This window comes from Adonisia turfae CCMR0081 (assembly GCF_011009555.1).
Lineage (GTDB): Bacteria > Cyanobacteriota > Cyanobacteriia > Phormidesmidales > Phormidesmidaceae > Leptothoe > Leptothoe turfae.
In genome coordinates, this window is sequence record NZ_QXHD01000004.1 from 7,359,425 (window position 1) to 7,382,919 (window position 23,495).

General features: G+C 47.3%; 26 protein-coding genes. 18 read left to right on the forward strand and 8 right to left on the reverse strand.

Annotated features, from left to right (window positions below):
* A partial coding sequence (locus DXZ20_RS35375) for an asparagine synthase-related protein (protein WP_250566037.1) occupies positions 1-431 on the forward strand: 431 nt, incomplete at its 5' end.
* A 90-nt stretch (positions 432-521) separates the two neighbouring features.
* Positions 522-1,712 (forward strand): nucleotidyltransferase family protein, encoded by a 1,191-nt coding sequence (locus tag DXZ20_RS35380; protein WP_163703167.1) that lies wholly within the window; start codon positions 522-524, stop codon positions 1,710-1,712.
* Here the strand turns inward: DXZ20_RS35380 and DXZ20_RS35385 are convergent.
* The 5 genes from DXZ20_RS35385 to DXZ20_RS35405 are packed head-to-tail and all read right to left on the reverse strand — an operon-like array spanning position 1,636 to position 7,838.
* A complete protein-coding gene (locus tag DXZ20_RS35385; RefSeq protein WP_163703168.1) occupies positions 1,636-2,868 on the reverse strand; it encodes an O-antigen ligase family protein in 1,233 nt (410 codons plus the stop codon). The genes DXZ20_RS35380 and DXZ20_RS35385 overlap by 77 nt on opposite strands.
* Before the next feature lie 13 nt (positions 2,869-2,881).
* Positions 2,882-4,093 carry a glycosyltransferase gene (locus tag DXZ20_RS35390; protein ID WP_163703169.1) on the reverse strand — a complete coding sequence of 404 codons (1,212 nt, stop codon included), beginning with the start codon at positions 4,091-4,093 and terminating at the stop codon, positions 2,882-2,884.
* A complete protein-coding gene (locus DXZ20_RS35395; RefSeq protein ID WP_163703170.1) occupies positions 4,090-5,436 on the reverse strand; it encodes an O-antigen ligase family protein in 1,347 nt (448 codons plus the stop codon). The genes DXZ20_RS35390 and DXZ20_RS35395 overlap by 4 nt, the downstream gene beginning before the upstream one ends.
* Positions 5,437-5,469: 33 nt before the next feature.
* Positions 5,470-6,972 carry a hypothetical protein gene (locus DXZ20_RS35400; RefSeq protein WP_163703171.1) on the reverse strand — a complete coding sequence of 501 codons (1,503 nt, stop codon included), beginning with the start codon at positions 6,970-6,972 and terminating at the stop codon, positions 5,470-5,472.
* Positions 6,973-7,013: 41 nt separating this feature from the next.
* Positions 7,014-7,838 (reverse strand): glycosyltransferase family 2 protein, encoded by an 825-nt coding sequence (locus tag DXZ20_RS35405; RefSeq protein ID WP_163663244.1) that lies wholly within the window; start codon positions 7,836-7,838, stop codon positions 7,014-7,016.
* 166 nt (positions 7,839-8,004) lie between these two features.
* On the opposite strand from DXZ20_RS35405, the gene DXZ20_RS35410 reads away from it, so the two are divergent.
* Positions 8,005-9,975: a GumC family protein gene (locus DXZ20_RS35410; protein WP_163703172.1), complete on the forward strand. Its 1,971-nt coding sequence runs from the start codon at positions 8,005-8,007 to the stop codon at positions 9,973-9,975.
* A 59-nt stretch (positions 9,976-10,034) separates the two neighbouring features.
* On the opposite strand, the gene DXZ20_RS35415 is transcribed toward DXZ20_RS35410, so the two are convergent.
* Both DXZ20_RS35415 and DXZ20_RS35420 read right to left on the reverse strand, forming a co-directional pair.
* Positions 10,035-10,745: a PEP-CTERM sorting domain-containing protein gene (locus DXZ20_RS35415; protein WP_163703173.1), complete on the reverse strand. Its 711-nt coding sequence runs from the start codon at positions 10,743-10,745 to the stop codon at positions 10,035-10,037.
* 716 nt (positions 10,746-11,461) lie between these two features.
* Positions 11,462-11,962, reverse strand: coding sequence for a MarR family winged helix-turn-helix transcriptional regulator (locus DXZ20_RS35420; protein ID WP_163703174.1), 501 nt, complete (start codon positions 11,960-11,962; stop codon positions 11,462-11,464).
* Between the two features lie 155 nt (positions 11,963-12,117).
* Here DXZ20_RS35420 and DXZ20_RS35425 point away from each other — a divergent pair, with 155 nt between their 5' ends.
* The 15 genes from DXZ20_RS35425 to DXZ20_RS35495 all read left to right on the forward strand — a co-directional run bounded on the left by DXZ20_RS35425 (position 12,118) and on the right by DXZ20_RS35495 (position 22,666).
* Positions 12,118-12,516 (forward strand): VOC family protein, encoded by a 399-nt coding sequence (locus DXZ20_RS35425; protein WP_163703175.1) that lies wholly within the window; start codon positions 12,118-12,120, stop codon positions 12,514-12,516.
* 21 nt (positions 12,517-12,537) lie between these two features.
* Positions 12,538-13,473: an EamA family transporter gene (locus tag DXZ20_RS35430; RefSeq protein WP_163703176.1), complete on the forward strand. Its 936-nt coding sequence runs from the start codon at positions 12,538-12,540 to the stop codon at positions 13,471-13,473.
* 104 nt (positions 13,474-13,577) lie between these two features.
* The gene (locus tag DXZ20_RS35435; RefSeq protein WP_163703177.1) at positions 13,578-14,282 is read left to right on the forward strand and encodes an RraA family protein; all 705 of its coding nucleotides are present in this window, start codon (positions 13,578-13,580) and stop codon (positions 14,280-14,282) included.
* A 304-nt stretch (positions 14,283-14,586) separates the two neighbouring features.
* Positions 14,587-14,979 carry a NifB/NifX family molybdenum-iron cluster-binding protein gene (locus DXZ20_RS35440; RefSeq protein WP_163703178.1) on the forward strand — a complete coding sequence of 131 codons (393 nt, stop codon included), beginning with the start codon at positions 14,587-14,589 and terminating at the stop codon, positions 14,977-14,979.
* On the forward strand, positions 14,976-15,605 hold the full coding sequence (locus DXZ20_RS35445; protein ID WP_348917921.1) for a cysteine dioxygenase family protein: 630 nt from the start codon (positions 14,976-14,978) through the stop codon (positions 15,603-15,605). Before DXZ20_RS35440 ends, DXZ20_RS35445 begins: the two co-directional genes overlap by 4 nt.
* Positions 15,606-15,780: 175 nt before the next feature.
* Positions 15,781-16,176: a hypothetical protein gene (locus DXZ20_RS35450; RefSeq protein WP_163703179.1), complete on the forward strand. Its 396-nt coding sequence runs from the start codon at positions 15,781-15,783 to the stop codon at positions 16,174-16,176.
* A gap of 67 nt (positions 16,177-16,243) precedes the next feature.
* Positions 16,244-17,047, forward strand: a complete 804-nt coding sequence (gene panB, locus DXZ20_RS35455; protein WP_163703180.1) for a 3-methyl-2-oxobutanoate hydroxymethyltransferase — start codon at positions 16,244-16,246, stop codon at positions 17,045-17,047.
* A gap of 90 nt (positions 17,048-17,137) precedes the next feature.
* A complete protein-coding gene (tmpT, locus tag DXZ20_RS35460) occupies positions 17,138-17,776 on the forward strand; it encodes a thiopurine S-methyltransferase (protein ID WP_163703715.1) in 639 nt (212 codons plus the stop codon).
* Positions 17,777-17,808: 32 nt separating this feature from the next.
* Entirely contained in the window at positions 17,809-18,420 is a 612-nt protein-coding gene (locus tag DXZ20_RS35465) for a glutathione S-transferase family protein (RefSeq protein ID WP_163703181.1), read from the forward strand.
* Positions 18,421-18,569: 149 nt separating this feature from the next.
* Positions 18,570-19,250, forward strand: coding sequence for a DUF8091 domain-containing protein (locus DXZ20_RS35470; RefSeq protein WP_163703182.1), 681 nt, complete (start codon positions 18,570-18,572; stop codon positions 19,248-19,250).
* 476 nt (positions 19,251-19,726) lie between these two features.
* Entirely contained in the window at positions 19,727-20,260 is a 534-nt protein-coding gene (locus tag DXZ20_RS35475; protein WP_163703183.1) for a hypothetical protein, read from the forward strand.
* A 102-nt stretch (positions 20,261-20,362) separates the two neighbouring features.
* Positions 20,363-21,088: a carbon-nitrogen hydrolase family protein gene (locus tag DXZ20_RS35480; RefSeq protein ID WP_163703184.1), complete on the forward strand. Its 726-nt coding sequence runs from the start codon at positions 20,363-20,365 to the stop codon at positions 21,086-21,088.
* Between the two features lie 93 nt (positions 21,089-21,181).
* Positions 21,182-21,574 carry a VOC family protein gene (locus DXZ20_RS35485; RefSeq protein ID WP_163663313.1) on the forward strand — a complete coding sequence of 131 codons (393 nt, stop codon included), beginning with the start codon at positions 21,182-21,184 and terminating at the stop codon, positions 21,572-21,574.
* A 75-nt stretch (positions 21,575-21,649) separates the two neighbouring features.
* The gene (locus DXZ20_RS35490; protein WP_284681757.1) at positions 21,650-21,958 is read left to right on the forward strand and encodes an SRPBCC family protein; all 309 of its coding nucleotides are present in this window, start codon (positions 21,650-21,652) and stop codon (positions 21,956-21,958) included.
* Between the two features lie 153 nt (positions 21,959-22,111).
* The gene (locus DXZ20_RS35495) at positions 22,112-22,666 is read left to right on the forward strand and encodes a CPBP family glutamic-type intramembrane protease (RefSeq protein WP_163663315.1); all 555 of its coding nucleotides are present in this window, start codon (positions 22,112-22,114) and stop codon (positions 22,664-22,666) included.
* Positions 22,667-22,700: 34 nt separating this feature from the next.
* Here DXZ20_RS35495 and DXZ20_RS35500 read toward each other — a convergent pair.
* Positions 22,701-23,495: AraC family transcriptional regulator (locus DXZ20_RS35500; RefSeq protein WP_163703716.1), on the reverse strand; the 795-nt coding region annotated here is incomplete at its 5' end.

A 23,495-nucleotide genomic window follows, 5' to 3' on the forward strand; every position in this document is an offset into this window, starting at 1 on the left:
TCTTTGACCTGCGATTGGTGGAGTTTCTGATGGCGATTCCACCGATTCCCTGGCTGGTGGATAAACGGCTGTTGCGAGAAATGATGTATGGCAAGCTGCCCGAGGCCATTCGCACCCGTAAGAAAATGGTGTTTGAAGCGCCAAAGGACTATGCCACGGTGATGCAGGCGATGTTGCCGGTGTGGATAGAAGAGTTGGTGAGAACCGCGCCGGGATTAGAGGCTTATGTGAATCGCGAGCAACTGTTGAAGATCCTTCGGGCAGCAGATTCGGCAGGAACTGAGGCTATGGAGGCAAAAGAGAGACTGTTGGGGCTGGCCTACTGGCTACAGGTTTCTACTGAAGCTAAACCGTTTAGTGAACAACCGTTGACTGTTGCCACAGCTCCGCAAGGAGAACACTGCCGTTATGTTCACTCCTGTAGCCTTTGATGGTGTTATGGGTCCTGGTCTTGGTCTGTCTTAAGTCTTATTTGGTTACCAAAGCCTTGCTAGTGTCACCCCTTTACGCAACCCTTACCCGTGCACTCTCCACAAATTACCCACCTGCTATCCTATCTCAACCAAACAGTGACTAGTGCCGCACTAGAGTCACCTCAATGGCCTGCCCTATTTCATCTATCACAGCGCCACGGCGTCTTGCTTCGGCTCTACCATACCCTGCCTCCTTCCCTCCAATGCCCTCTACAACAAACCGCCCAATCCCTCACGGTTTACAACTGGCAGCTTGCTAGAACCCTCACCCATCTCCTTTCCACTTTTCACCAGGCCAATCTCCCCGTCCTCCCCTGCAAAGGCCCCACCCTGGCCCTCACCCTCCACGGTGACCTCTCCCGCCGCACCTACTGTGACCTCGACCTGCTGGTCGATGGGACAGATGCCGAGGCCGCCCAGTCTCTTCTCCTGGCCCAGGGCTACTGCCTGCGGGACAGAACTCCCTGGGGCAGCGACTTCACTGCCCCCAACGGCCAATTCAGCATCGACCTACACTGGCAAATCGCCCCGCCCTGCTTTTCCTACCGGCTCGATCTTGCTGCCCTACACCAGCGCTGTCGTCCCCTGCCCTACCTGGGAACTACCCTACCTACCCTCAGTCCAGAAGACCATTTTCTTATCCTTTGCGTCCAAATTGTTAAAGACAGTTACTTTGACCGTCTGCGTCTGTCGCAATTTTGTGACCTGGCCGATCTGATGCCCAAACTTGATCCAGAACAGGTGCTCACCCTGGCCGGTAATAACCTCCGTCTGGTGCACTGCGCCCTACAGTTGACCCACCGTTTTATTCCCCTCACCTTGCCCTTACCGCTACAGGAGGAGCACGCCAGCTATAGCGACCCTATCGCTAACCGCCATATTGATCAGGTCGCTGCCACACTCTTCACTGAGCGCGACCCCCACCAGGGCATCTTCAGCCTTTTGCAATCCAACCCTATCAGCAGCAGCAAGCAAGCCTGCCTCCGTGCTCTGCTACTGTGTCAGCACCCCCACCGACCCAGCTGGACCGACCTGCGCCTGCTGACCCATGTTGTTGGCTATGCCCTGACTCCCAATTCCCGCGATCGCACATGGCTTTCCCCGCATTTCTCCCACTGGGGACTGTCCTATCTCGCTCGGCCACTGCGCCTGTTGCATAAGCTTATCCAGATGTTGATGCCTCGTCTTTACCCGTCAGCCCATACACCCCCGCCAACACCATCCAGTGCAGAGCATTAATCCGTGCATCGTAAAACGGTAGGTCAAACAGCGAAAAGCCCAGCAGCCCCCACAGGGCTAGCCCATAGCCCAGCAGTGTTGCCCTGGCTCTGCCCTTAAACAAAGGCAATAGCAGCGATCTCACCCCCCGATAGCACACATATCCCACCGGCAACGCCAGCGCCAGGGTCAGTACCAGTCCTCCCTCTGCCAGCAGCATTAGCCCAATATTGTGGGCGTGGGACATCTGCAAATAGTCCTTCAGCGGGTTCAGCGTCGGATATAGCTGTGCAAAGCTGCCCAACCCCCAACCCAGCCAGGGCTTAGCTTGCACCAACTGCCAGGCCACCCACCAAGTATTCAATCGAGAATCATGCTGCAAGCTTTGGTTTATATCTGCCAGTGTCAGCTCGTAGGTGCCGATGCCACCCAAAATCCCACTTCCCACCAGCGCCAGCACGCCTATCTTCCCCAGCCAGTGTAGCCGGCCCCGCAGTTTGCCCAGCCACAGCATCAGCATCAGCTGACTTAAGGCCATCAACCACCCATTACGCGATCCCGAACACACAATGCCAATGCCCACTAACCCCAGTGCGATTACCAGCGTGAGCTGTCGCCAGCGCTGCGGCCACTGCCCCACTAATCCCAACCCCAGCCCCAACAAGACCACAAGATAATTGGCATACACATTAGGGTTCGAAAAAATAGAGGCCGCCCGGTGATAATGCTCTCCCTGATACATCCAATTCACCAGTGTCTGGTCAGCCAAAATGGCCTCCACTCCCGGTGCTTTGAGGATGTACTCCACCAAGCCCACCACATTCACAGGAATTGACGCTAGTAACAGTCCCCAAGCCAGCCCCCGCCAGTCCGCCACAGAAAACTCCAGGACCAGCAGCACTGCAAATAGCCCAAAGTAGGGCAAATAATGCACCAACCCAAACCCAGCCTTGACCGGGTCATGGGCCAACAATGTCTGTCCCACCATCCAGAGGGCCACTAGCCCCAGCCAGCGCACAATGCCAGGACGCAGCAGCTGCATTTTGTAATTCCATACCGCCAACAGCAGCGTCACCCCCAGCCCCACCAGGCCAACATAAAACGGCAGCCCCAGGTGGCTCAGCCATAGCAGCCGCCCAGAAGAATAGGTATGGTACCAAATCTTCTCTCGTTTCATCCTTAGACAGGTCTCATTGGACCACCACCGGTGCGCTCATCCCCGTCTCCTGCGACTGCTGTCGTAAAATCCCGGAATAAACCTGGGTTAGCTGTCCCGCAATCACGGACCAGTCGTAATGTTGCTTGGCCCAATGTTGTCCCCGTTCTCCCATCTGGTGCCGTCGGTCCGGGTCGGCCAACAACCCTGCTATGGCCGCTGTAAAGTCATCACAGGTACCCTTGGCGACGACCCCCGCCCCGGCAGATAGAATATCCGGCGCGATTTGCACCTCTGGCGTAATCACAACAGGTAATCCTGCTGCCATAGCTTCTGCGATCGCCATACTAAAATTCTCTGTCTGAGAAGGCAGGGCAAACATATCTGCCCCCTGTAATAGCAGCTGTTTATCCGTGCCCGTAACAAACCCAGTTAGGGTTACGGTGTCTTCTAGTCCCAAAGCCATAATCAGCCCCCTCAACTTATGGACATAGGCTGCATCACCGGTTCCAGCCATTAGCAAATGAGCCGAACACCCTCGCTGAGTTAATTGGTGTATTACGCGCAGCAGCACATCTGGCTGTTTAACATAGTGCAGACGCGATAAAAATAGGATAATCGGCCTATTGAGAGGAATACGATAGCGCTGCCGCAGTTCCCCACGGGCGTTGGGATTAGTCGCCAAACTCCTCACCCCCAAGGGTAACACCTTTGTCGGCGCGGTAATACCATAGCGCCGCACATCCTCAACCTCCAGTGATGCTGTGCAGTGAACTGCCGCCGCCCTGTTCAAATGTCGCCGTTCAATCAGCCAGCTGTATAGCTGTTTTTTTGACTGACTCTGCCGCAGCGCCCAAGGGGCTAACTGTCCTTGTGTTCTCACGGTATATGGAATCTGTTGCCAGCGAGCCAGCATGCCAGCACAGGTGGGTGCATAGGAAAACAAATAGTGCAGATCCAACAGATCGTAATCTGCCGCATGCTGCCAAAGCCAACGGGTGAGCGCCACAGAAAATAGAAATTCTTTCATCGGCAAACTAAAACGTGGTAAAAACCACACAGGCACCTGCTGGTAAAGTATCCGCTCACCCAGAGGCACGTCTAATACCTGCCCACCGTTGTCATTGGTCGTGACGATTTCAGCGTCAACACCGCAGGCTCGTAAATGACTGACCAGCCTTAGCGCCACCACCGTGGGTCCCCCCAAAGCTGGACTGAGTGATGGAATTACATGTAGTACTTTCATATAGGACTCCTCTCCTCTGATTGCCCAGGCAGTTGATCCAAGCGCGTCACCAGATAGATCGCTATCCAGCTTGGTAGCATGTAAATCGCCCCCAGGTTATAAAAGCCAGACTCAAACACACACACACCCAAGGCAGCGAGGACAACACCCACCAGTGAAACCTTGAGCTGAAAGTATGGGGTTATGATCTCGGGTAGAGGTGTTAGCATCTGCCGCAGCACCATTGCCCACAGCGGCCCAAATACCGACACCCCGCCCACTAGGCCAATCTGGTACGTAAGTCCCAAATAGGCACTGTGGGCACTAATGAGATTCAAGGCGGCAAAAAAACGGGATTGGTCTGCCTGAAATAGCATCAACGCCTCTTCGCTACCCCAGCCATGGCCAATCAAGAACGTCCCAGGCGATGCTGCAATCCCCTGGATGAATACTGGCCACAACAAATTTAGCCGATAGCTGCTCAGTCCCGGTCGCTGCGCATTATCAAAGTTGGGGCGCAGCCCATGAACCAAACTATCGGCCAGGTTAGTCCCCCAAAAGTCGATGCTCAAAAAGAGCACCAGGCCCAGTAGCATCAATCCCAACGGGAACAGTAAATTAGCCAGCCGTAACCGTCGTAGCCCTGGCCAGCAGACTAAGTAGAAAAACACCAACAGTCCACACACCATAACTGTTGAGCGCGCCTGAGCCAGCACCAGGGCCGTAACCAGGGTCAAACTCGGCCAAACGCCCATCAGTCCTGGATGTTGAACATAAAACCAAATCGCCAGGGGCAGCGTCACCAGCGCCAGCGCCGTGGTTGTATTGGGGTTAACAAACAGCCCTGCCCCGGCTCCTGCAATCCAGGGAATAGCCCCCATTAGATTACCCAACAAACCGACTGCCAACAGTAATGTTACGGCAATGACAAATTTGTTGATCACCTGGACAACGGTTTGAAGGGAAATCAATAGGCTCTCCAGTCCCCAGGTCAGGGTCAGGTAGCCTAAGAAAAGCGAGCAAGCTTTGATGAGAGCTGTTTGGCGAAAATCTACAGCGGTAAGACTATGGTTACTGCTCAAATGCTCTCCTGCCCAAAAAGTGCTAATAACAATCAGTAAAAACACCCATATGGCCAGACCATCAAACTCTCTCAGCCGCCATTGCCGACTGGTAACAAGGGTTAAAAATCCATAACCAATCCAAACAAGCAGACCTAGCCACCGTCCCCAATAGGCGATGGGTCCTTGCCAAAAAATGCTGTTAATCGCTAACGCCAGTGGCAGCCAGCCCAGTAGTGGTAACCAGGTCGGTCTACGACTGTCTGAAGACTCACAGACTCCAGACAGTCGCGTCTGTTCCATTAACACAACCTCAAACCCCCTCAAACTAATGGGTTAGGATACCGCCACAGTAGCGGGTTGATTTGCTAGCTGATTTGCCTTAGTAACAAGATCGGATGCTAGGCGGCCTCGTTCAGACGGCGGCAGCATATAGTCTGGAACTGAAATGTTAAATAGCTCTAGCAATGTAGGGGCAATTTCAAGAACAGAAACACAGCTGCGACGATGGTTTACCGCCTGGGTCAGTGGATCATAAATGAGCAACAATCCTTCAGGAATATGATAAGCGCTGGCTCCGCTTTGGTCCTCAATGGTGACATTTTCTAGGCCTAAGTCCAGTAGCCCGTAGGCTTGTCCTTGAATGACGGCCTGAGTTGTTTTAGATGTCACCAGGTTCTTATTGTCTAGATGGACAGAAAAGAACCCGTCTGCCTTTTCTTCTACGGTCACACGAACACCCTCAATGGTTAGAGAGTTGAGCGCCTTACGGACAGATTCTCTCCAGGGGGTATTTACCCAAATGCTGGTAATCGGCAGCATTGCCTTTTGGGGTTTCCAGGCGTGATCAGGCACACCGAGGGTGCCCATCAGTTTTGCGGGCTGAGTCAGATACAGCTGTCGCAAAATCGGGTTTGCCGTCGTTGCCGATTGCCCCATGGAGGAAGCAATCCACAGTATATAACTAGGGTTTTGCTGAACAAAGTGGATCAACCGGCCCAGGAAGCGAGAAAACTGGCCCAAGGCAAAATCAATTTCATCCCGGTATCGTGCCACCCATGCCGATGAAAACCCAAAATTCTGGTAGTCCTCTGGAAATGCTGCCGCCCAGTAGCGATGCATGGCGGAGGCGACATGATTGGTAAAGCAGGTGGCAAAGTCAGGGCGAATCTCTTTGAGCTGCTTAAAAAATAAATCAAAGTGCAGAACAGCTTGATAGGTGCGGCGACGATTTTTCCGATAAGGTTTCAGACGCTCTAACCCCAGTTGTCTGACAAGCGCTACTAATGTGGATGGCAAAATCCCCAAACGTCCAACATTCGTTAACAATTCAAGGGATTGCCTCACTGGCACCATACCAGACACATTGCGTGCAGAATGACTTGCCAGGGATAAATTTAGCGCCTGAAAGCTGGATAGGTGGGCCGGTATACAATCGGGGCTAAGGGCAAAGCTATCTGGCAGATAAAAGGCATAGCTGTCTGGCTCTTGGGGTAAAGGAGAGGAATGTAGCGAACCAAGCACCCCCGTTTTCACACCATGTCGGGATAATATTTGCCAAATTGGGGGAAATTGCTGATCTAATAGAGTGAGATTTTCTCCCAAGTTAGAAATACCGTGCCTGTGGGCCGGGACGCCTCGATGGAGGGTTGGCCAGGAAATCCACGGACTCAAAACCTTGTCATCAATGTGGGTTAGATACTGGTGAAACTTCGGTAGCGCCAGCGCTAGATCTGAAGTAGGATTCTGCCGAATAAAATTATCAATTATCTTGAAAGGGACTTCATTGAGTTCGATAAAAATCACCTTTCTCGGAAATTCCACTGATTTACTTCCCATAGCCATGGAGTCATACGGAACAAATTGAATAAAACAGAAAACTATATGGAAATAACGGACTTACGCTTGCGCATCCCTTGATAAGCGGGCAGCCAAGTGAGCTTTTCGCAGAGCTTAGCGGGATAACGTGCCAACAGCCTCAGCAAATTCGTTGGAATATTCTGTTCTCTACAAATTTGCAGAATTTCTTGATTATTTGTCCAGCGATTGGCCAAGCTACGATTACTTAATCCCCCTGGTCTCATGCAGACTAAGATCTCTGGCAAATAGCAATATTTCACTTGGTTGATCTTGATAAACCGGAGCAATAATTCAAAATCTGATGCCAACTTATAGCATGTCTTAAAAAGGCCATAGTGTTCATACACCTCACGTTTAATAAAACAGCTTGGATGGGCAGGCATCCAACCCTGGGCAAATAAGTCGGGGTGAAATCGATGGGAGCGATAGATTCGAAGAATATGATTTAGCCGGCAGGGATCAATAAATACAATGTCTCCAAAGACAATATCGGCCTGGTGATGTGCGATCGCATCAACGGCTAAGCGTACAACCCGGTGATGATGGTAAAAATCATCTGAATGTAGAAAGCCAACAATATCCCCTTGGGCAATTTTGAGTCCCTTGTTCAGGGCATCATATACACCGCCATCGGGCTCAGACGTAAAATAATCAATCTTATTGCGATAGTTGTCTATGATATCAACGGTTCCATCAACGGAGCCACCATCGATCACAATATATTGAATATCAGGATAATCTTGTCCGATAACTGATTCAATCGTGTGGCGGATAGTTGCTGTTCGATTTTTAACTGCTGTAATGATAGAAATACGCATTCGAGTTGGTTGGCGAAAACCAGACATATCCCTTATGGGAAGTAATCAAGTCTGACTGTCTGGGGAAATCTTAACTTTAATTGATAACAACTACTGCAAATAGCAAAATTCAAATATAATAAAGCCTCTCACCCCAGCGAGCGAATAGTAAGGATACTACTGTTTATCGCGTTAGTTGTCCTCAGTAATAACCTTGACTCGTACTTCTCACTCAGGCACTGTTATTGCAGCCCTGCGTTATCTACCACGCCTTATTCTATACAGACTACCGCTCTTTTTAGGGATGTCGGGGCTTATTTTTTTGTTGGCTTGCTTCAAAAGTGTCATCCAGCCTTCTCTCTATCGAGAAACCTTAACGCTTTTACTCAATCCAGATTTTCTCGCAGTACCCACTAAGTCACTGTCTGAGGGAGGGCAACGACCCTACGTACCACCGGAGTTTCGTGATTTTCAAACAATTATTGAGCTACTTGAAAGCTATGAGGTGATTGCACCGGCCCTACCCAAAATTCAGCAAAATTTTCCTGGCGAAGAATATAGAACATTACAGAAGCAACTTACGATAAAACATCTACCCCGTAGTGAAATTATGGAGGTTAGTTTTCAAGCGACGAGTTCTGAAAAAGTTGAGCAGGTCCTAGAGGCCCTGGCAGAGGCTTACATACTCTATGCGAGAAAAACTAGTCTGCGTAGCATCGATCAGGCAACTGCCTTGGTAGAAGAACAACTCCCAATTGTGCAAGCGCGAGTTGAACAGTTACAGGAAAAATTAGAGGATTTTCGGCAAAGCCACAACTTTTACGAGCCACAACAACTCAGTCAGCAACTGAGCCAACAGCTTGGCGAGTCAACGAGTGAAATGCGGACCGTCGATCTTTCCATCCGTTCTTCAGAAGCGCTGTTAAATGAACTAACCGAGCGCTTACAGGTTGATGAGAATCTAGCAGCAGCCAATGGAGTGTCTCTATATTTGCTGCTGCTAAATAGTTTAAAGTCCGAGGACCAAGAGCAAGCACGGCTAGGACTCGCTGCTCTTTCTAGCCTCGATGAGGACATTAAATATCCAGGCGATATTGTTCAGCTAGATAATGTCCTTGAATTGTTGCAAGCTGAAAACGACCTAACAGCACTGACACAGCAGAAGGAAGAATTAACGCGGGTTACACAAGGGATTAACAAAGATATCCAGATGTTAGCCTATTTAGATAACCAATATACAGACCTACAACGTGATCTACAGATTTCAACAGATAGTTTAAATCGATTACTTTCTGCCAGAGAGGATTTACAACTTGAGCTTGCGAAGAAAGTGCCGCCATGGGAGATCATCTCTGATGTAGAAGAACCTGATCAGCCCGTATCATCAGTACCTCGCACACTTGCTTTAGGATTATTTGCAGGCATCCTTATTGGCTCAGGAACAGTGCTAATAGCCGATCAGTTTGACGAAACGTATCGTTCAGTTGAAGAGCTTGAAAACGACGTAGATATACCTGTTCTGTTAAGCATAAGATATCCCCTTGATTCATTTAAATCACAAGAAGAACTCTATTCATCTGCTAAGTTTCACAGTTCACATGACCTGCTAGATTCTTTTAGGTTATTAGAAACCAATCTTAAACTACTGTACCCTGACAGGCACCTCAGCACCTTAGCAATTAGTTCTGCCGATAACACCTCCTCAACGTTGTCGGTTACACAGCACCTGGCGCTAGCCTTCTCTCGATCAAGCCAGCGTGTGCTCTTGATAGATGCTAATCCACGTGATTCTGTTCAGACTGGGCCATTAGACCATGACGGAAGTAAGTTAGCCGATCTGCTGGTCAACGCTGACATGATTTCTCCAGCATCAACGATTGAACTCACTGATCATCTCTCCCTGTTGCTCGCGGGGAGACCTATCAAAAATCCTATAGACTTATTTTCAGCCAACTCTCTCCAACCGCTTTTAGAAAAACTTCAAACACAGCATGATGCGCTGGTGATTGATACCCCACCTATACAAAGTTCGGCGGCGGCACGACTAATTTCTAGTCAGTTGGAGGGCTTAATACTGGTCGTTAGGATTAGATCAGTCAAACAAAGACTGTTTCAACAATTAATGCGTGAATTGCAGCAATGCGGAATTAACATTTTAGGTATAGTAGCGATCGGTTCTATGTAGCTATACAACGACAGCTAATCCATCCGATCGCAGCTATACAAAAAGGGTCATCGATACTTTTAGCGACGCTTGAGTACAGAAGTCATTATAAAACTACCTACTGTTAACAGACCAAGCAGTGAAGCCGGTTCAGGTACATCTTTAGAAGAGATCGCTCCAATCGCGTCAACATCGACACCAGCCCACCCCTGGTTATAACGATTTTTGCCATTGTCTGTGACTTTTACATAGGAGAATGCATCGTTAGAGGTAAATCCAAAGGCATCAAGGTCGATACCGGCATGCTGAGTCCCACCAATTTCACCTAGGGACAACCAGGTATTGCCATCTTTACTAACTTCAACAAACATTCCCTCAACGAGACCACCTGCTTCAAAAATCCATAAATCATCTTTATCATCGTCGCTACCCACTAAGACGTTGTCTGTAAATTTGACGGTAATCGAACCACCCTTACCTAGAGAAAAGTCATCTCGCTGAGCAATGGGCATCTTATTTCCTTTCCATGAGGAATTAGCGACCCCTAAAACAGATGTGGGATTATCAAATGCCTGGGCTGATGCCTTCCAATTCTTGCCATAGGCGTCTTCTTTGGTTAGACCATTGGCGTAGACTTTGTTATAGTCAACCACTTCATCTGCAAAAGAAGATTCACCTAAGGGAAATTCAATACCTCGGAAAGTGTTAGCGGAGGCTGGCTGTGTCATGGCAGCCAAAAGTCCTAGTGAACTAAAAGCAGCAACAAGATATCCCTTAGATTGATTAAGCATTCTGAACTCCTTGATAATGAAAGCAACGGGACAACGTCTGATTAAGACTATTAACGCTTATAGAGAATGCTTTCAGAAGCTGAAAAAACACAGAAATATGAGACATTAGAAACAAAGTTTGCATCAATAAAATCCCCGCAAAATGCCAGTCTTTGACAAATTCTGATAAAGCAATTTGATAAAAGTGCATCAGAAATAGTCTTGTGCAGATACGTCTAAAAATAGCCAGCTAAATGGCTTATGGGGCAATTATGATGGTCATTGTCGACACTTACGACGCAACTGTAATCTATGCCAAAAGCATGATTTGATGAGTCGCAGAGAAACTAGAGACAGGTTTCAGAAAATGTTGAAGAGGTTAGGAAATCAAGAGGAGTCAAGCGTGGGAATACGGATTAGTTGACCCGTTGTAGTGATAATAGAACGTACACGCACGCTTGTTGGTTAAAAGCTAAATTGGGTTAAAGGTTGCTCATCTCAATCCTCCAAAATGCTGTGGAATATACGGAAAGTACGTATATGTAGGAGCGATCGCTGTGAATCTTACGGCCCTGAACCACCTTTGGCTAATAGGGGGAAGTTAGCATAAATAAAGATGTTTATAATGACTGAGTCCCATGGGAAAATTCCAAATGGTGTTGGTGTGACATGGGCCATTACTCACTTCAAAAAGGGATTACATTCAAGCTAGTAAAAGTAAAAGTACCCAGAATTAGCTACAACACTTGCTGATGTACCGTCGCTAGAAACTGCCGTAGTAGCGTGATAAAGTTTGCTGTTTCGGTCTGGCTTAAGTCTGCTAAAAACTGATTTTCCCGTTCGAACAATACGGGCATTGCGGCATCGATCTTCTCTATACCAGCCTCAGAGAGTTGCACAATGACGCTGCGACGATCATCAGGATCGCGTAGACGGGTCACCATGCCATCTTTTTCTAGCCGATCAATGCGATTGGTCATGGCCCCCGAAGACAGCATTAACCACTTATACAGGGCAGTTGGCTTGAGTTGGTAAGGGGGACCCTGACGCCGCAGAGTTGCCAGCATATCAAAGGACCACACTGTGAGGCCAAAGTCGGCCAGTACGGTTTCTCGATGCTTCTCTAGTAATTGGGCTAGCTGCATAATACGCCCAACCACGGCCAGAGATGAAATATCCAGGCTAGGGGCCTCGCGTTGCCACTGGGTCAGAATTTTATCGATGTTGTCTTGAGTCATGGTTCCAGTATATCTCGATATCAAGACACTTGACGTCTAGCTTTATGTAAAGTATCTTGATATTAAGATATTTTCAAGCAAAGGTTTTTTTCCTTTTTGAAAGATGTCTTTGGTTGTCACGTCTTATTACGTCCGCCAGTCTTACGGAGCAACCTATGCAGATTAAGAAATTAGATCACGTTGGTATTCGGGTGATGAATGTCGAGAAATCGATGCAGTTTTATAAAACTCTTGGATTCCAAGGGATTCGAGAAGATTATAAAGAACAGGTTTTTGTCGTGAAGCATCCAAGTGGCATAGAGATTAACCTGATTGCCCATGGTGATAATGATCACGACAGGCGCAATATTCTCATGGATGTGGACGTGCGATATCCCGGCTATACCCACTATGCCATTGAGGTGGGATCGGTCGAGGATGCCAAAGCTTTTTTTGAGTCAATCAACATCAAAATTACAGGTGGACCTGTCACGTTTGGTGATGGTAAAACGTCAATCTTTATCCGTGATCCGGACTTGAATGTCCTCGAATTTACGGAACTTCCTACTTCATGAAACAACTGTGAGCAGACAACGATGAAATATCCTACGTCTAAACTAATCGACATCGCGATAACGGCATTGGCCCCTATTTCCTGGGGGACAACGTATATTGTCGCAACAGAATTTTTGCCCCCTGGTCATCCCCTGCTGATAGCGGCGTTGCGATCGCTCCCCATTGGTCTATTGCTGACCATTACCCTCAGAAAATTACCCCACGGTATTTGGTGGTGGCGAATTCTTGTGCTTGGTGGTTTGAATATTGGTATGTTCCAGGCCTTGTTGTTTATAGCGGCCTATCGCCTGCCCGGTGGTGTAGCTGCCACAGCTGGCGCAATTCAACCCTTACTGGTTATCTTGTTGTCATGGGTGATTTTACAGCAAAGGCCTGCTAAAGGGTCGATTTTAGTTGCGATCGCAGGCTTCTTTGGCATTGGCCTTTTGGTCCTGGACCCAACGGCTCAGCTTGACACCTTAGGTATTCTCGCCGCCCTGGCTGGGGCCGCCACCATGGGGCTGGGTACGGTGTTAGTAAAACGCTGGCGACCGCCTGTTTCTCTGCTCGTATTTACCGCATGGCAACTCACGGTAGGTGGTGCACTATTGCTGCCGATTGCCCTGGTTATAGAAGGTCCGTTTACCCCATTGACCAAAACCAATTTACAAGGTCTTTTGTATCTGGGGTTGGTCGGTACTGGGTTGGCATACTTACTCTGGTTTCGCGGTATTGGTAAGCTCTCTGCACCTGCGGTGTCCTACTTAGGTCTCCTGAGTCCGGTCATGGCCACACTACTTGGGTTTTTCTGGCTACATCAGACACTGACACCTATTCAACTCTGTGGGATCGCCATTATCTTTACCACCATTTTGGTGGGACAAAAGATTATGGCCTCGCGTCCGACCCAGTTGTTATTTAAAACTCAATCGGGTATTGAGACAAAAATACTGAACGCGGCTGAACACCACCGTTAGTTGGCCTCAATCAGATTACAAATTTCAGTTCAAATGACCTTTGTCTATAATCTATTCCTTGGGTAGCTAACCTAGTTCGATGATTCAGCCTAAAGGAGTGCACAATGACTGACTTCCCTACAATTTTCCAAAATCAGTATAGCTGTGCCCTTTTGGCCGATGCTGCCTTTCGGGCAGGTATCTCACTCGACGCAGCTCCAAGCGGTCTCACGCCCATTGACCGGGCCATGAAATTAGCAGGTCCAATGGTTACCATCCAGGCCAATAATGATCTGGTCACCATCCTGACTGGGATCCATCAGGCAAGCACTGGTGATGTTATCGTCATCACAAACCACTCAAATGATGTGGCCTTGATTGGCGATCTGATCGCCACCGAAGCTAGCCGCAAGGGTATTGCAGGTATCATTGTTGATGGACTGGTTCGCGATACCACTGAACTGATTGAGATTGGGGTGCCGATCTTCTGTAGAGGTGTGTATCCCATGGGTCCCTTGAAACTTCCCCAAAATTTGAAAGGGATAGGCGACATCGGTTTAGAACTCACCCTCGGCGATACTACCGTCAAATCAGGAGATTGGGCCTTTGGGGATGCTGATGGGGTCATTTTCATTGGGAGTTTAGATCTACCAGAACTCTTGAAGTGGGCGGAGCAGTCGTACCAACGTGAGGAGTCTCTAGCAGCCCAGATACGGTCAGGAATTTCCCTGGGAGAGTTACTTGACCTTGACACCTTTATGGAGGAGCGAGCGGCTAATCCACAAGCTGACTTCAATCAGCATATTGCTAAATTAGGTCAAGCAATTTGAAACTATCAACCTTGGCACTGCCGACTAATAAGCCCATGGAATAACGCCCAAAGCAAAGCCTAGCTTGGGTGGACAGTATGATTTGGTTGCCCAAAAAATACTCGTCCATCAGCCCAAACTATTTTGAAAATCACGACTGGTAGCTACTTCCAGCCTTTGAGTACAGGCTTAACAAGAACCAACAACTTAACAATTGCCATCTTCTATAATTCCCATATCTTGACCTGACGAGTAAATGGGCCCCAAGCATTTTGGTATAGGCCCAGGGCCTAAGATATTGTGCTTATTTGGAGGCTTTAAGCAGATGACAGAAAAATTGGTCGCTGTCGCTGTCGCGCATGATGGAACCATTGCACCCCATGCAGGAAGGGCATTGCAGTGGATAGTTTATGTTGTTGCTGATGAAGTCAATGCACGCTTAGCCTGGACACTGAACTTAACCGATATAGGTTGCCTGCATGAATGGCATGTGCGAGGAGACGGTGAACGTCACCCACTGCATTTTGTTGACATTGCCATAGCTGCTTCCGCTGGTGAAGGCGTTCGGCGTCGGCTACAACAGCGAAATACAGAGTTGCTAACCACCACTGAGACAAATCCAGATCAGGCTGTAACAGCTTATTGGATGGGGGACTTAGCCGCAGGCTTGCACCATGAACACCAGGCTTGCCTGCATCCGTCTGAGGTGAACGTGTGATCCAGGGACGAGCAACACAGGGACAAGATTGGATGGTTGCTGACGATGGTCAGGTGCAAGCCTGTACCACCCCTCGGCAATGGGACTTACTGGAAACGCCCTACCACTTTCATCGTTTTCTAACCCAGGTAGAAGACGTTCTCAAAAAATCGCTCAATGAGTATGACTGTCTGCCTGCTATTCGACATCTAGTCCGTAAGTTGGCCCTCAACTCCTATTGGTTACAGACCCAACACCCCAAACTTAGTACCTTAAGTGATGTTGCAATCCAGACGCTCTATAATGAAATTGGATATCCCCTAACGGTTCAAACTAACACCTACCCCCCTGGAATGGTTTCTCCCATTCATAATCATGGCACATGGGGCGTTGTGACCTTATTAAAGGGGGAAGAGAAAAATACATTCTGGCAACATACTCCGACTCAAGCATTCAAAGATAAACTGACTCCAGTGGGAGAAAAAATCTTTCGTCCTGGGGATGTTATCAGCTTTTCTCCTGGTGCAATTCACTGCGTAGAGGCCGTTGGGAGTACTCCTCTGGTCACCTTTAACCTCTATGGTGAAACCCACAGCAAGGATAGATTTAAGTTTGATCCAAAGACCCATCAAGCCAAAAACTTTTAAGGAATAATATCAGTTCTCAGTTTTGAGTTCTTAGTTTTGAACTCTTAGTTTTGAGTTGTAGAACTCTAACACTGCAAAGTATAGAGGGCTTTGCACTGTAGATATACCTTTTTAGAAAGGTGAAATCAGTGTATCTCCCGATAGTATAAGGAGTAGATCTATCGCATTTCTCCTTATGAAAACCCTATTACTGGGTACTCTTACAGCTCTGTTAGCGCTAACGCCTAAAACTGAACGTGCCCAAGCTCAAGGCCTATTTACGCCCACAGCTGAAGGATGTGCAGCCATCATCGATCCAGCAATAAACGCAGATTGTCAGGAGGCCTACAAACTTCGACAATTTTTTCAGGGCGAGCTCGAAGATATTCATACAATTTATCAACTGGCGGAACTCGTACAACCTGCGACCGTATGGATTTCTCCAGGCTATGGAGAGACATTAACGTTTGAGCCCCCTGCTAGAGTCATTGTGCTGCAGCAGTTTATTCTGGCAGACACCGGGGAGCCATGGATTCATATTCGCTTTACCTCTGGTGATTATGGATTTATTCAAACCAGCGTTGTAGAATAAGCATTTACCTTCTAAAAATCGTCATATCTAGCAGCCAATTAATTTCCGTATAGTGGGCTTTAAAGAGATGAGTCGTATCACTATTCAAGATTTGTCTTCCTATAAATCTCGGGGGGAGCGGTTCACAATGCTAACGGCCTACGACTACTTGACCGCGACTATTTTTGATGAGACTGGCATCCCACTAATTCTTGTCGGAGACACCCTTGGCATTTTTGTTCAAGGCCATGACACCACTCTCCCAGTGACCATGGATGCAATGGTTTATCACTGTGAAATTGTTGCTCGTGCGGTGCATCATGCACTTGTCATTGGCGATCTCCCATTCGGCTCATACACAACCTTGGAAGAGGGTGTCCAAAATGCAGGCAGACTTATCAAGGAAGCTGGCGTTCAAGCAGTGAAGCTAGAAGGTCGACATGATCAACTAATTCAACGCTTAACTCAAAATGGTATTCCAGTAATGGGCCACTTGGGCCTTACTCCACAGTCTTATCATCAATTAAGTGGCAATAAGGTGCAAGCCAGAACGACCGCTGCCGTTGAAATATTGATTCAAGATGCGTTGGCACTCGAGGATGCTGGAATATTTGCCCTCCTCTTGGAGGCAATTCCCAGTGTGGCTGCCCATGACATTACAGCTGCACTCAAGATTCCCACAATTGGCATTGGAGCAGGGCCTGATTGTGATGGTCAGGTGCTTGTCTCAACTGAAATGTTGGGTTTACACGAGGGACAATCGCCCAGATTTGTTAAGCAATACGCGCAGCTTCATAGACATATCACGGCAGCAGCAAAGTGTTTTGCTGAAGAAGTTCGAGAAGGAGACTATCCCAGTGCTGAACATTCCTATAACTGGGTACTGAAATAACGAATGAATCTAGCTAAAAACTTAGTGAAAAACAATTGTAGCCTGCAAGAGTAGACTTTTATGATTCTTGAGAAGGACAAAGGAGTAAGTATGGATACAAGTTTTTGGTTGCAGAGATGGGAAAACAATAATATTACTTTTCACAGAAGTGACGCTAACCCTGTACTGGTCAACTATTTCCAAACGCTTTCTTTAATGAAAGACAGTCGTGTATTTGTACCATTATGCGGTAAAACCCGTGATATTGCTTGGCTGCTCTCTAATGGCTATCGTGTTGCTGGTGCTGAGTTGGTTGAAATGGCCGTTGAGCAATTATTTATGGAACTTGAGTTAGAGCCAACCATATCAGACGCTGAGGAGGTCAAGCACTATAGCGCCAAGAATATCGATATTTTTGTTGGCAATATCTTCGATGTGTCTAGCCAGATACTTGGTCCAATCGATGCAGTTTATGATAGAGCCGCTTTAGTAGCCTTGCCCGAAGACATGCGCAATCAATATTCAGCACACTTAATGGAGGTTACTACAAAAGCACCGCAGCTGCTCATTAGCTATGAATACGATCAAACTCTGATGGCAGGTCCTCCTTTTTCAGTTAGTAACGAGGAAGTCAATCAACATTATGGAGATAGTTATGATTTAAATCTCCTGGTCAGCACAGATATTGTTGGTGGGTTAAAAGGTAAATGTGCTGCGAAAAAAAATATTTGGCTACTAAAAAACACATAATAACTTCTTGTCAAATCTAACTAGGGAATGCCATGTATAAAGTCTTTGGAGACATGTTGTCGGGCAATTGTTACAAAGTAAAATTGTTAATGCAGTTTCTTAAAGTCGAGCATGAATGGGTCCCTATTGATATTCTTGCCAGTGAGACCCACACGGCAGAATTTAAGCAGATGAATCCCAATGCCAGAATCCCCGTCATTCGACTAGGTGATGGCAAGTATCTTTGGGAATCTAACGCAATTCTGAATTATTTGGCTGTAGATACCCCATGGCTTCCCCAAGAGAACTATGCAAGGGCAAAGGTGCTACAGTGGCAGTTTTTTGAACAGTATAGCCATGAGCCCTACATTGCAACAGCCAGGTATATCAATAAGTATTTAGGATTACCTAAAGACCGAGAAGCAGAATATCATGCCAAACAGATCGGTGGGCATCGGGCCCTTGCGGTTATGGACCAACACCTGGCTCACCATAAATTCTTTCTAGGCGATCAGGTAACAATTGCAGACATTAGCCTATATGCCTATACCCATGTCGCCGATGAAGGTGGATTTGACTTATCAGCCTACGTCAATATCCGGCGATGGTTCAAAGATTTTGAAAGTATTCTGGGTTATATAACAATGTCCAGGGACAATGCTTAATGATGAAATCAGTTCATGGCGAATGTTCCTGCTCTAGCGACGGCTGTAGATCAAAGCTCTACAGAGGGAGGCTTAACGTTGAACATGTAGCTAAATCCAGGGTGGTACATTATTAACCAATAAACCGATGGCTGAGGAACTGGAGCGACATGTCAAGTATTGGATTACTTAATGAAAAGCCGCTCCATGCATCGCTGAAGACTTGGTACGCACAGCCAGGTGATCGATTTGAAGTGGCGGTTGATGGGTTTGTAATTGACATTGTTCGAGATGATCTATTGCTGGAAATCCAGACCGGCAATTTCTCAGCTGTCAAGTCGAAACTGATCAATCTGGCACGTTCCCATCGGATACGGCTGATCTATCCCATAGCTCAAGAAAAATGGATTGTTAAGTTGGACGAGGCTAAGGGGAGTTATGGCAGTCGCCGCAAGTCACCGAAAAGAGGACGGGTGGAGGATCTATTCCGAGAAATGGTGAGTCTTCCCCAGTTGGTTTCGAGCCCTAATTTCTCACTAGAAGTCTTGATGATCCAGGAAGAAGAAGTGAGACGATTTGAGGGAAAGCGAAGATGGCGCAAGCGAGGATGGCGCACTGAAGAACGTCGGTTATTAGACGTCGTAGGCCAGAGGCGATTTGAAGGACCAGCAGATTGGCTAGTATTTCTGCCGGAAGGGCTAGAGTCATTTACTACGAAAGATCTGGCGGAAGCAAGAGATATTAGAAGAGAGTTGGCGCAGAAAATAGCTTATTTTCTACGAAAAGCGAGTCTCATTAAGCTGATAGGTAAGCAAGGACGGGCCAATCTCTACACTATTTCAGGTACCTAATAAGGGACTACTTTTGTCAGTATCTATTAGAACGGTCACCTTATAATACTATGTCTCTAGATTGTCAAGAAGCGTGCGATCGCAAATCTCCACTGCCCCACCACGACCACCCTATTACCCGCTTAAATAGAAGTATCCCTTCACTAACCAGCCGCCCCAACATCAGCTAATTGTAAATTGTGAGCTACATCCATAATTCAAAGCTCAGGTATCAAAAATCAAAATTTACCTTAAGTCAATGTTTAAAACCTTAATCATTCATGGTCATTTTTTAATCTAGAGGCCACACTAGGCTTAAAGCTTCACTTTTTGCCCCCATGTTTTATCCATCTAAACTGCAATTTAGACTGTTATGGCTGTTCGGCATCCTTGGAACAGCAACTACAGGCAGCTACCTATTTGCAGCCCCCGTAGTTGGCATCGGCTCATCAGTGTTCAAGAGAAGACCACTTTTAAGTTGGAGTCGGTCTAAAACTGTGAAACCTTTGGACGGATGGTTTGAGGCTGGTAGTCATCCCGATGATTATGAAATGGGGGCAGATCGCCGTACTACTTACGATGGCACTGCCAGTGGTACCGTGCAAGGCAAACATAATGGGTCAGAGGGCTTTGGCACATTGATGCAAGTCTTTGATGCCCGTGCGTACCAGGGACAGCGATTGCGCCTAACGGGATATGTCAAGGCTAAGGCCGTTGAAGATTGGGCCGGGTTGTGGATGCGGGTTGACAGCGCCTCTGGTCAAGTCTTGAGCTTTGACAATATGGAAAATCGATCGATTCAAGGCACGACAGAGTGGCAACCCTATGACATTGTTCTAGATGTACCGGTCGAAAGTAACAACATTGCGTTTGGTCTACTGCTGGCAGGAGATGGTCAAGTCTGGATGGATAACCTTCAGTTCGAAGTCGTTGATGCTCATACACCAACGACGGCTATTAGCCTGGAGCAGTCCTCCGAAACACGACAATTAACAGAGTCACCGGCCAACCTATCGTTTGAGACGTTTTAGGCATGCCACAACAGCGCATCACTCGCAAACGTGGGAGGGTTTTGACCAATATAGGGTTACAAAAAGTGCAAATCGCCAAGTGTAAAGCCGAGATTTGGGAAGATGAAAATCTGTACAGCACAAATAAGACCCATCAAAGGGGACGTCGATAAAAATATTGCTATTCACAAAAAGTTTATTGCCTTAGCCGTTGCACAACAGGCAGATGCAATTTTCTTTCCCGAGCTTTCTATAACAGGGTATGAACCCACACTTGCCAAAGACCTGGCAACAAATCAGAATGATGCAAGGTTTGATGACTTTCAACACATTAGTGACAACTCTAACATCACTATCGGGGTTGGCATGCCAACTAAGCACGATGCTGGCATCTTAATCAGCATGGGTATTTTTCAGCCCCATCAACTCCGACAAACCTACTCAAAACAACTCTTACATTCAGACGAGTTGCCTTATTTTGTCCATGGCCAGCAACAGGTTGTTTTAACAATTGAGAAAGAAAATATAGCCCCTGCCATTTGCTACGAATCGCTACAGCCAGAACATGTTGCGAAAGCCGTTGAGAGTGGAGCCACAGTCTATATTGCCAGTGTCGCTAAACCGGCCCGTGGAATTGCCAAAGCATTCAAACACTATCCAATTATTGCCAAGCAGTATTCAATGCCTGTGCTCATGGCCAACTGTTTGGGACCCAGTGATGACTTTGAAAGTGTTGGTCAATCAGCTATCTGGAATCAAGATGGATTACTAATAGGACAGCTTGATGAAACGACCGAAGGTATCTTGCTGTATGACACCGACACAGAAGAAATGCTATCGCTGATTTAAAGGATGCATCAATCTGTCAAACATGCCCCATGCCCACACTTTATAGATGAAATCATCCCAAGGATCAGCAATGCCGAAGAAATTATCAAATAAATGATTATTGGCTTACACCATGTTCAGATCACGGTTCCATCACGGCAAGAAGATGTTGCCAGAGACTTCTATTGCCATGTACTAAAGCTCCAAGAAATCCCAAAACCCAAGACCCTTCAAGCTCGTGGAGGGTTCTGGCTAAGTGTGGGTGATCACGCTATTCATGTAGGCATTGAAGACGGGATAGATCGAAGTCGTACCAAGGCCCATTTAGCCTATGAGGTTACGAACCTATCTCACTGGCGTCAGACGATCGAGCATTATGGCCTGGTCGTTTTCGATGGAATGCCCATACCGGGCTATGGGCGATTTGAATTTCGAGATCCCTTTGGCAATCGGGTTGAGCTGATTGCTAAGAGCCCCGACATAGAGTTAGCAGTTGAGACGGTGTAGCAACAGAATGCAGAGCAACTGATACATACGAAATCCCAACCAATTGTAACCCGAGAGTTAAGTGCGCCAAGACAGCTGGTATTTGAAGCATGGACACAGCCGAAACATTTGAGAAACTGGATGTTTTCCAAAAAAGCATTCACCTGCGAGTACGTCTCTGCTGACATCACACCCAGGGGGGCATTTCTACATAAAATGACCGCTCCCAATGGTCACGAAATGTGGCTACTCACGAAGTATGAAGCAGTAAATCCACAGTTAATTTGGGAGCCGGTCAGTCCAACTCAAGCAGAAGCCGCAGTCTTTGAAGCTTCTCGTGATCAACACAGCAGTAGTTGGGATGAAGGACTTGATCAGCTTGTCGCATATTGTGAGACGTTATGATCCGAAAACCTGGCTGATAGCCTCAGATATCTCAGGGCTGAACCTCAGCGCGAACTTTGTCGAATCGCACAAGGAACAGTATCTATGAGATGATCTATTTTAAATTGGGGTAAAGAAATATGTATTCGGTGAGAAGGTGAAGGTTAATTGCAAATGGTTTACTTCATAATCTTTGAACCCAGCAATATACCTAATGTTTTTTGGGAGCGCACCATTACCGCCCTAACTACTTTTCCGACATTACAAGATTGGATTATAGCTACAGGTATATTCCTGGTTTATGGGCTATTAGCCCTGGGTATTGGCAGTGCTTCTCATTTCTTTCGTGGGAACTCACCAGTCGACCATTGGTTGCAGATTAGTGTTCAAGCTTTTTTGGCCCCAGCCTTTATCGAAGAAATTGGTTTTCGGATTGTACTTATACCTCATCCCAGTGAAACTGTCTCTTTAACAAGCTGGTGGCTGTATGCAGGCATTAGCCTGTTGCTGTTCCTGGTCTACCATCCCCTAAATGCTTTAACGTTGTATAAAGCTGGTGATCCTACTTTTTTCATGCCAGGTTTTCTAATTCAGGCCACCCTCTTGGGGCTTGCTTGTACTCTGGCGTACGAGACAACGGGCTCTGCATGGCCCCCTATATTGATCCATTGGATCCCTGTCGTGATCTGGCTTTGTTGGCTGGGAGGCTATGATCGTCTGACTTCATAAAAACTGACGACCATATGGACTCCTTGCTCTTTTTTCAAGAGGTGTTTTCTTCCCTCGACATTGTTTTAGTAGGTGGAATATCTCTGTTTATTGAACCTGTCGTGTGTCCCCACTGACGAGGTGATTGGCCAAAGTACCGCCGGAAATCTCGACTGAACTGTGACTGGCTAGAATAGCCTACCCGATGTGCTGCCTCACCGACTGTAGTACCACTGGCAATAAGGCTGGACGCATCGTTGAGACGATGAAGTTTAATGAACTGAATGGGGGAATAAGTCGTAACTTCCTTAAACTTACGGTGAAATACTGCGCGGCTCATGCCAGCCTGTTGAGCCAAATCGTCAATTGAAATCGCCTCATGAAGATTAGCTCTTAGAAAAGTCAGTGCCCGTGATATCTTCTGCATTCCCCCATAGGCTTGACGCACTGAGGAACCAGCTTCACCTCGAAGAACAGCAAATATTAGTTCTTTCATCCTGCCGTTGCTGAGCATGTGCAGGGCAACCGAATCATCTATCAATTCCAACAGCCGTCCCAGTGCTTCTGTAAAACCATCATCCCACTTTGCCACTGTCAACCCTGGCATAACCTCGGCAGTAGAGTCGCTAGCATTTTCCATGGCTGCCATCTCTATGACGGTCTCGATGATCACATGGGTGTCAAAGTTCAAGGAGAATCCGAGCAGTGGTTTTTCCGGTGAAGCCTCAATTATTTCCCCTTCTATAGGCAGGGGCATTGTACAGCACAAGTATTGATGCTCATCATAGACATGGGTTGTGCCATTTAAGTAGGCCCGTTTGCTGCCCTGAACAATGGCACAGATGCCGGG

Bases quoted from the DNA above. Each gene is read 5' to 3' on its own strand.
- DXZ20_RS35415 (WP_163703173.1), bottom strand. From the start codon at position 10,745: ATGCTTAATCAATCTAAGGGATATCTTGTTGCTGCTTTTAGTTCACTA.
- DXZ20_RS35450 (WP_163703179.1), top strand. From the start codon at position 15,781: ATGAAAACCCTATTACTGGGTACTCTTACAGCTCTGTTAGCGCTAACG.
- tmpT (WP_163703715.1), top strand. From the start codon at position 17,138: ATGGATACAAGTTTTTGGTTGCAGAGATGGGAAAACAATAATATTACT.
- DXZ20_RS35390 (WP_163703169.1), bottom strand. From the start codon at position 4,093: ATGAAAGTACTACATGTAATTCCATCACTCAGTCCAGCTTTGGGGGGA.
- DXZ20_RS35400 (WP_163703171.1), bottom strand. From the start codon at position 6,972: ATGGGAAGTAAATCAGTGGAATTTCCGAGAAAGGTGATTTTTATCGAA.
- DXZ20_RS35470 (WP_163703182.1), top strand. From the start codon at position 18,570: ATGTCAAGTATTGGATTACTTAATGAAAAGCCGCTCCATGCATCGCTG.
- DXZ20_RS35425 (WP_163703175.1), top strand. From the start codon at position 12,118: ATGCAGATTAAGAAATTAGATCACGTTGGTATTCGGGTGATGAATGTC.
- DXZ20_RS35420 (WP_163703174.1), bottom strand. From the start codon at position 11,962: ATGACTCAAGACAACATCGATAAAATTCTGACCCAGTGGCAACGCGAG.
- DXZ20_RS35405 (WP_163663244.1), bottom strand. From the start codon at position 7,838: ATGTCTGGTTTTCGCCAACCAACTCGAATGCGTATTTCTATCATTACA.
- DXZ20_RS35435 (WP_163703177.1), top strand. From the start codon at position 13,578: ATGACTGACTTCCCTACAATTTTCCAAAATCAGTATAGCTGTGCCCTT.
- DXZ20_RS35480 (WP_163703184.1), top strand. From the start codon at position 20,363: ATGAAAATCTGTACAGCACAAATAAGACCCATCAAAGGGGACGTCGAT.
- DXZ20_RS35485 (WP_163663313.1), top strand. From the start codon at position 21,182: ATGATTATTGGCTTACACCATGTTCAGATCACGGTTCCATCACGGCAA.
- DXZ20_RS35395 (WP_163703170.1), bottom strand. From the start codon at position 5,436: ATGGAACAGACGCGACTGTCTGGAGTCTGTGAGTCTTCAGACAGTCGT.
- DXZ20_RS35495 (WP_163663315.1), top strand. From the start codon at position 22,112: ATGGTTTACTTCATAATCTTTGAACCCAGCAATATACCTAATGTTTTT.
- panB (WP_163703180.1), top strand. From the start codon at position 16,244: ATGAGTCGTATCACTATTCAAGATTTGTCTTCCTATAAATCTCGGGGG.
- DXZ20_RS35440 (WP_163703178.1), top strand. From the start codon at position 14,587: ATGACAGAAAAATTGGTCGCTGTCGCTGTCGCGCATGATGGAACCATT.
- DXZ20_RS35465 (WP_163703181.1), top strand. From the start codon at position 17,809: ATGTATAAAGTCTTTGGAGACATGTTGTCGGGCAATTGTTACAAAGTA.
- DXZ20_RS35430 (WP_163703176.1), top strand. From the start codon at position 12,538: ATGAAATATCCTACGTCTAAACTAATCGACATCGCGATAACGGCATTG.
- DXZ20_RS35385 (WP_163703168.1), bottom strand. From the start codon at position 2,868: ATGAAACGAGAGAAGATTTGGTACCATACCTATTCTTCTGGGCGGCTG.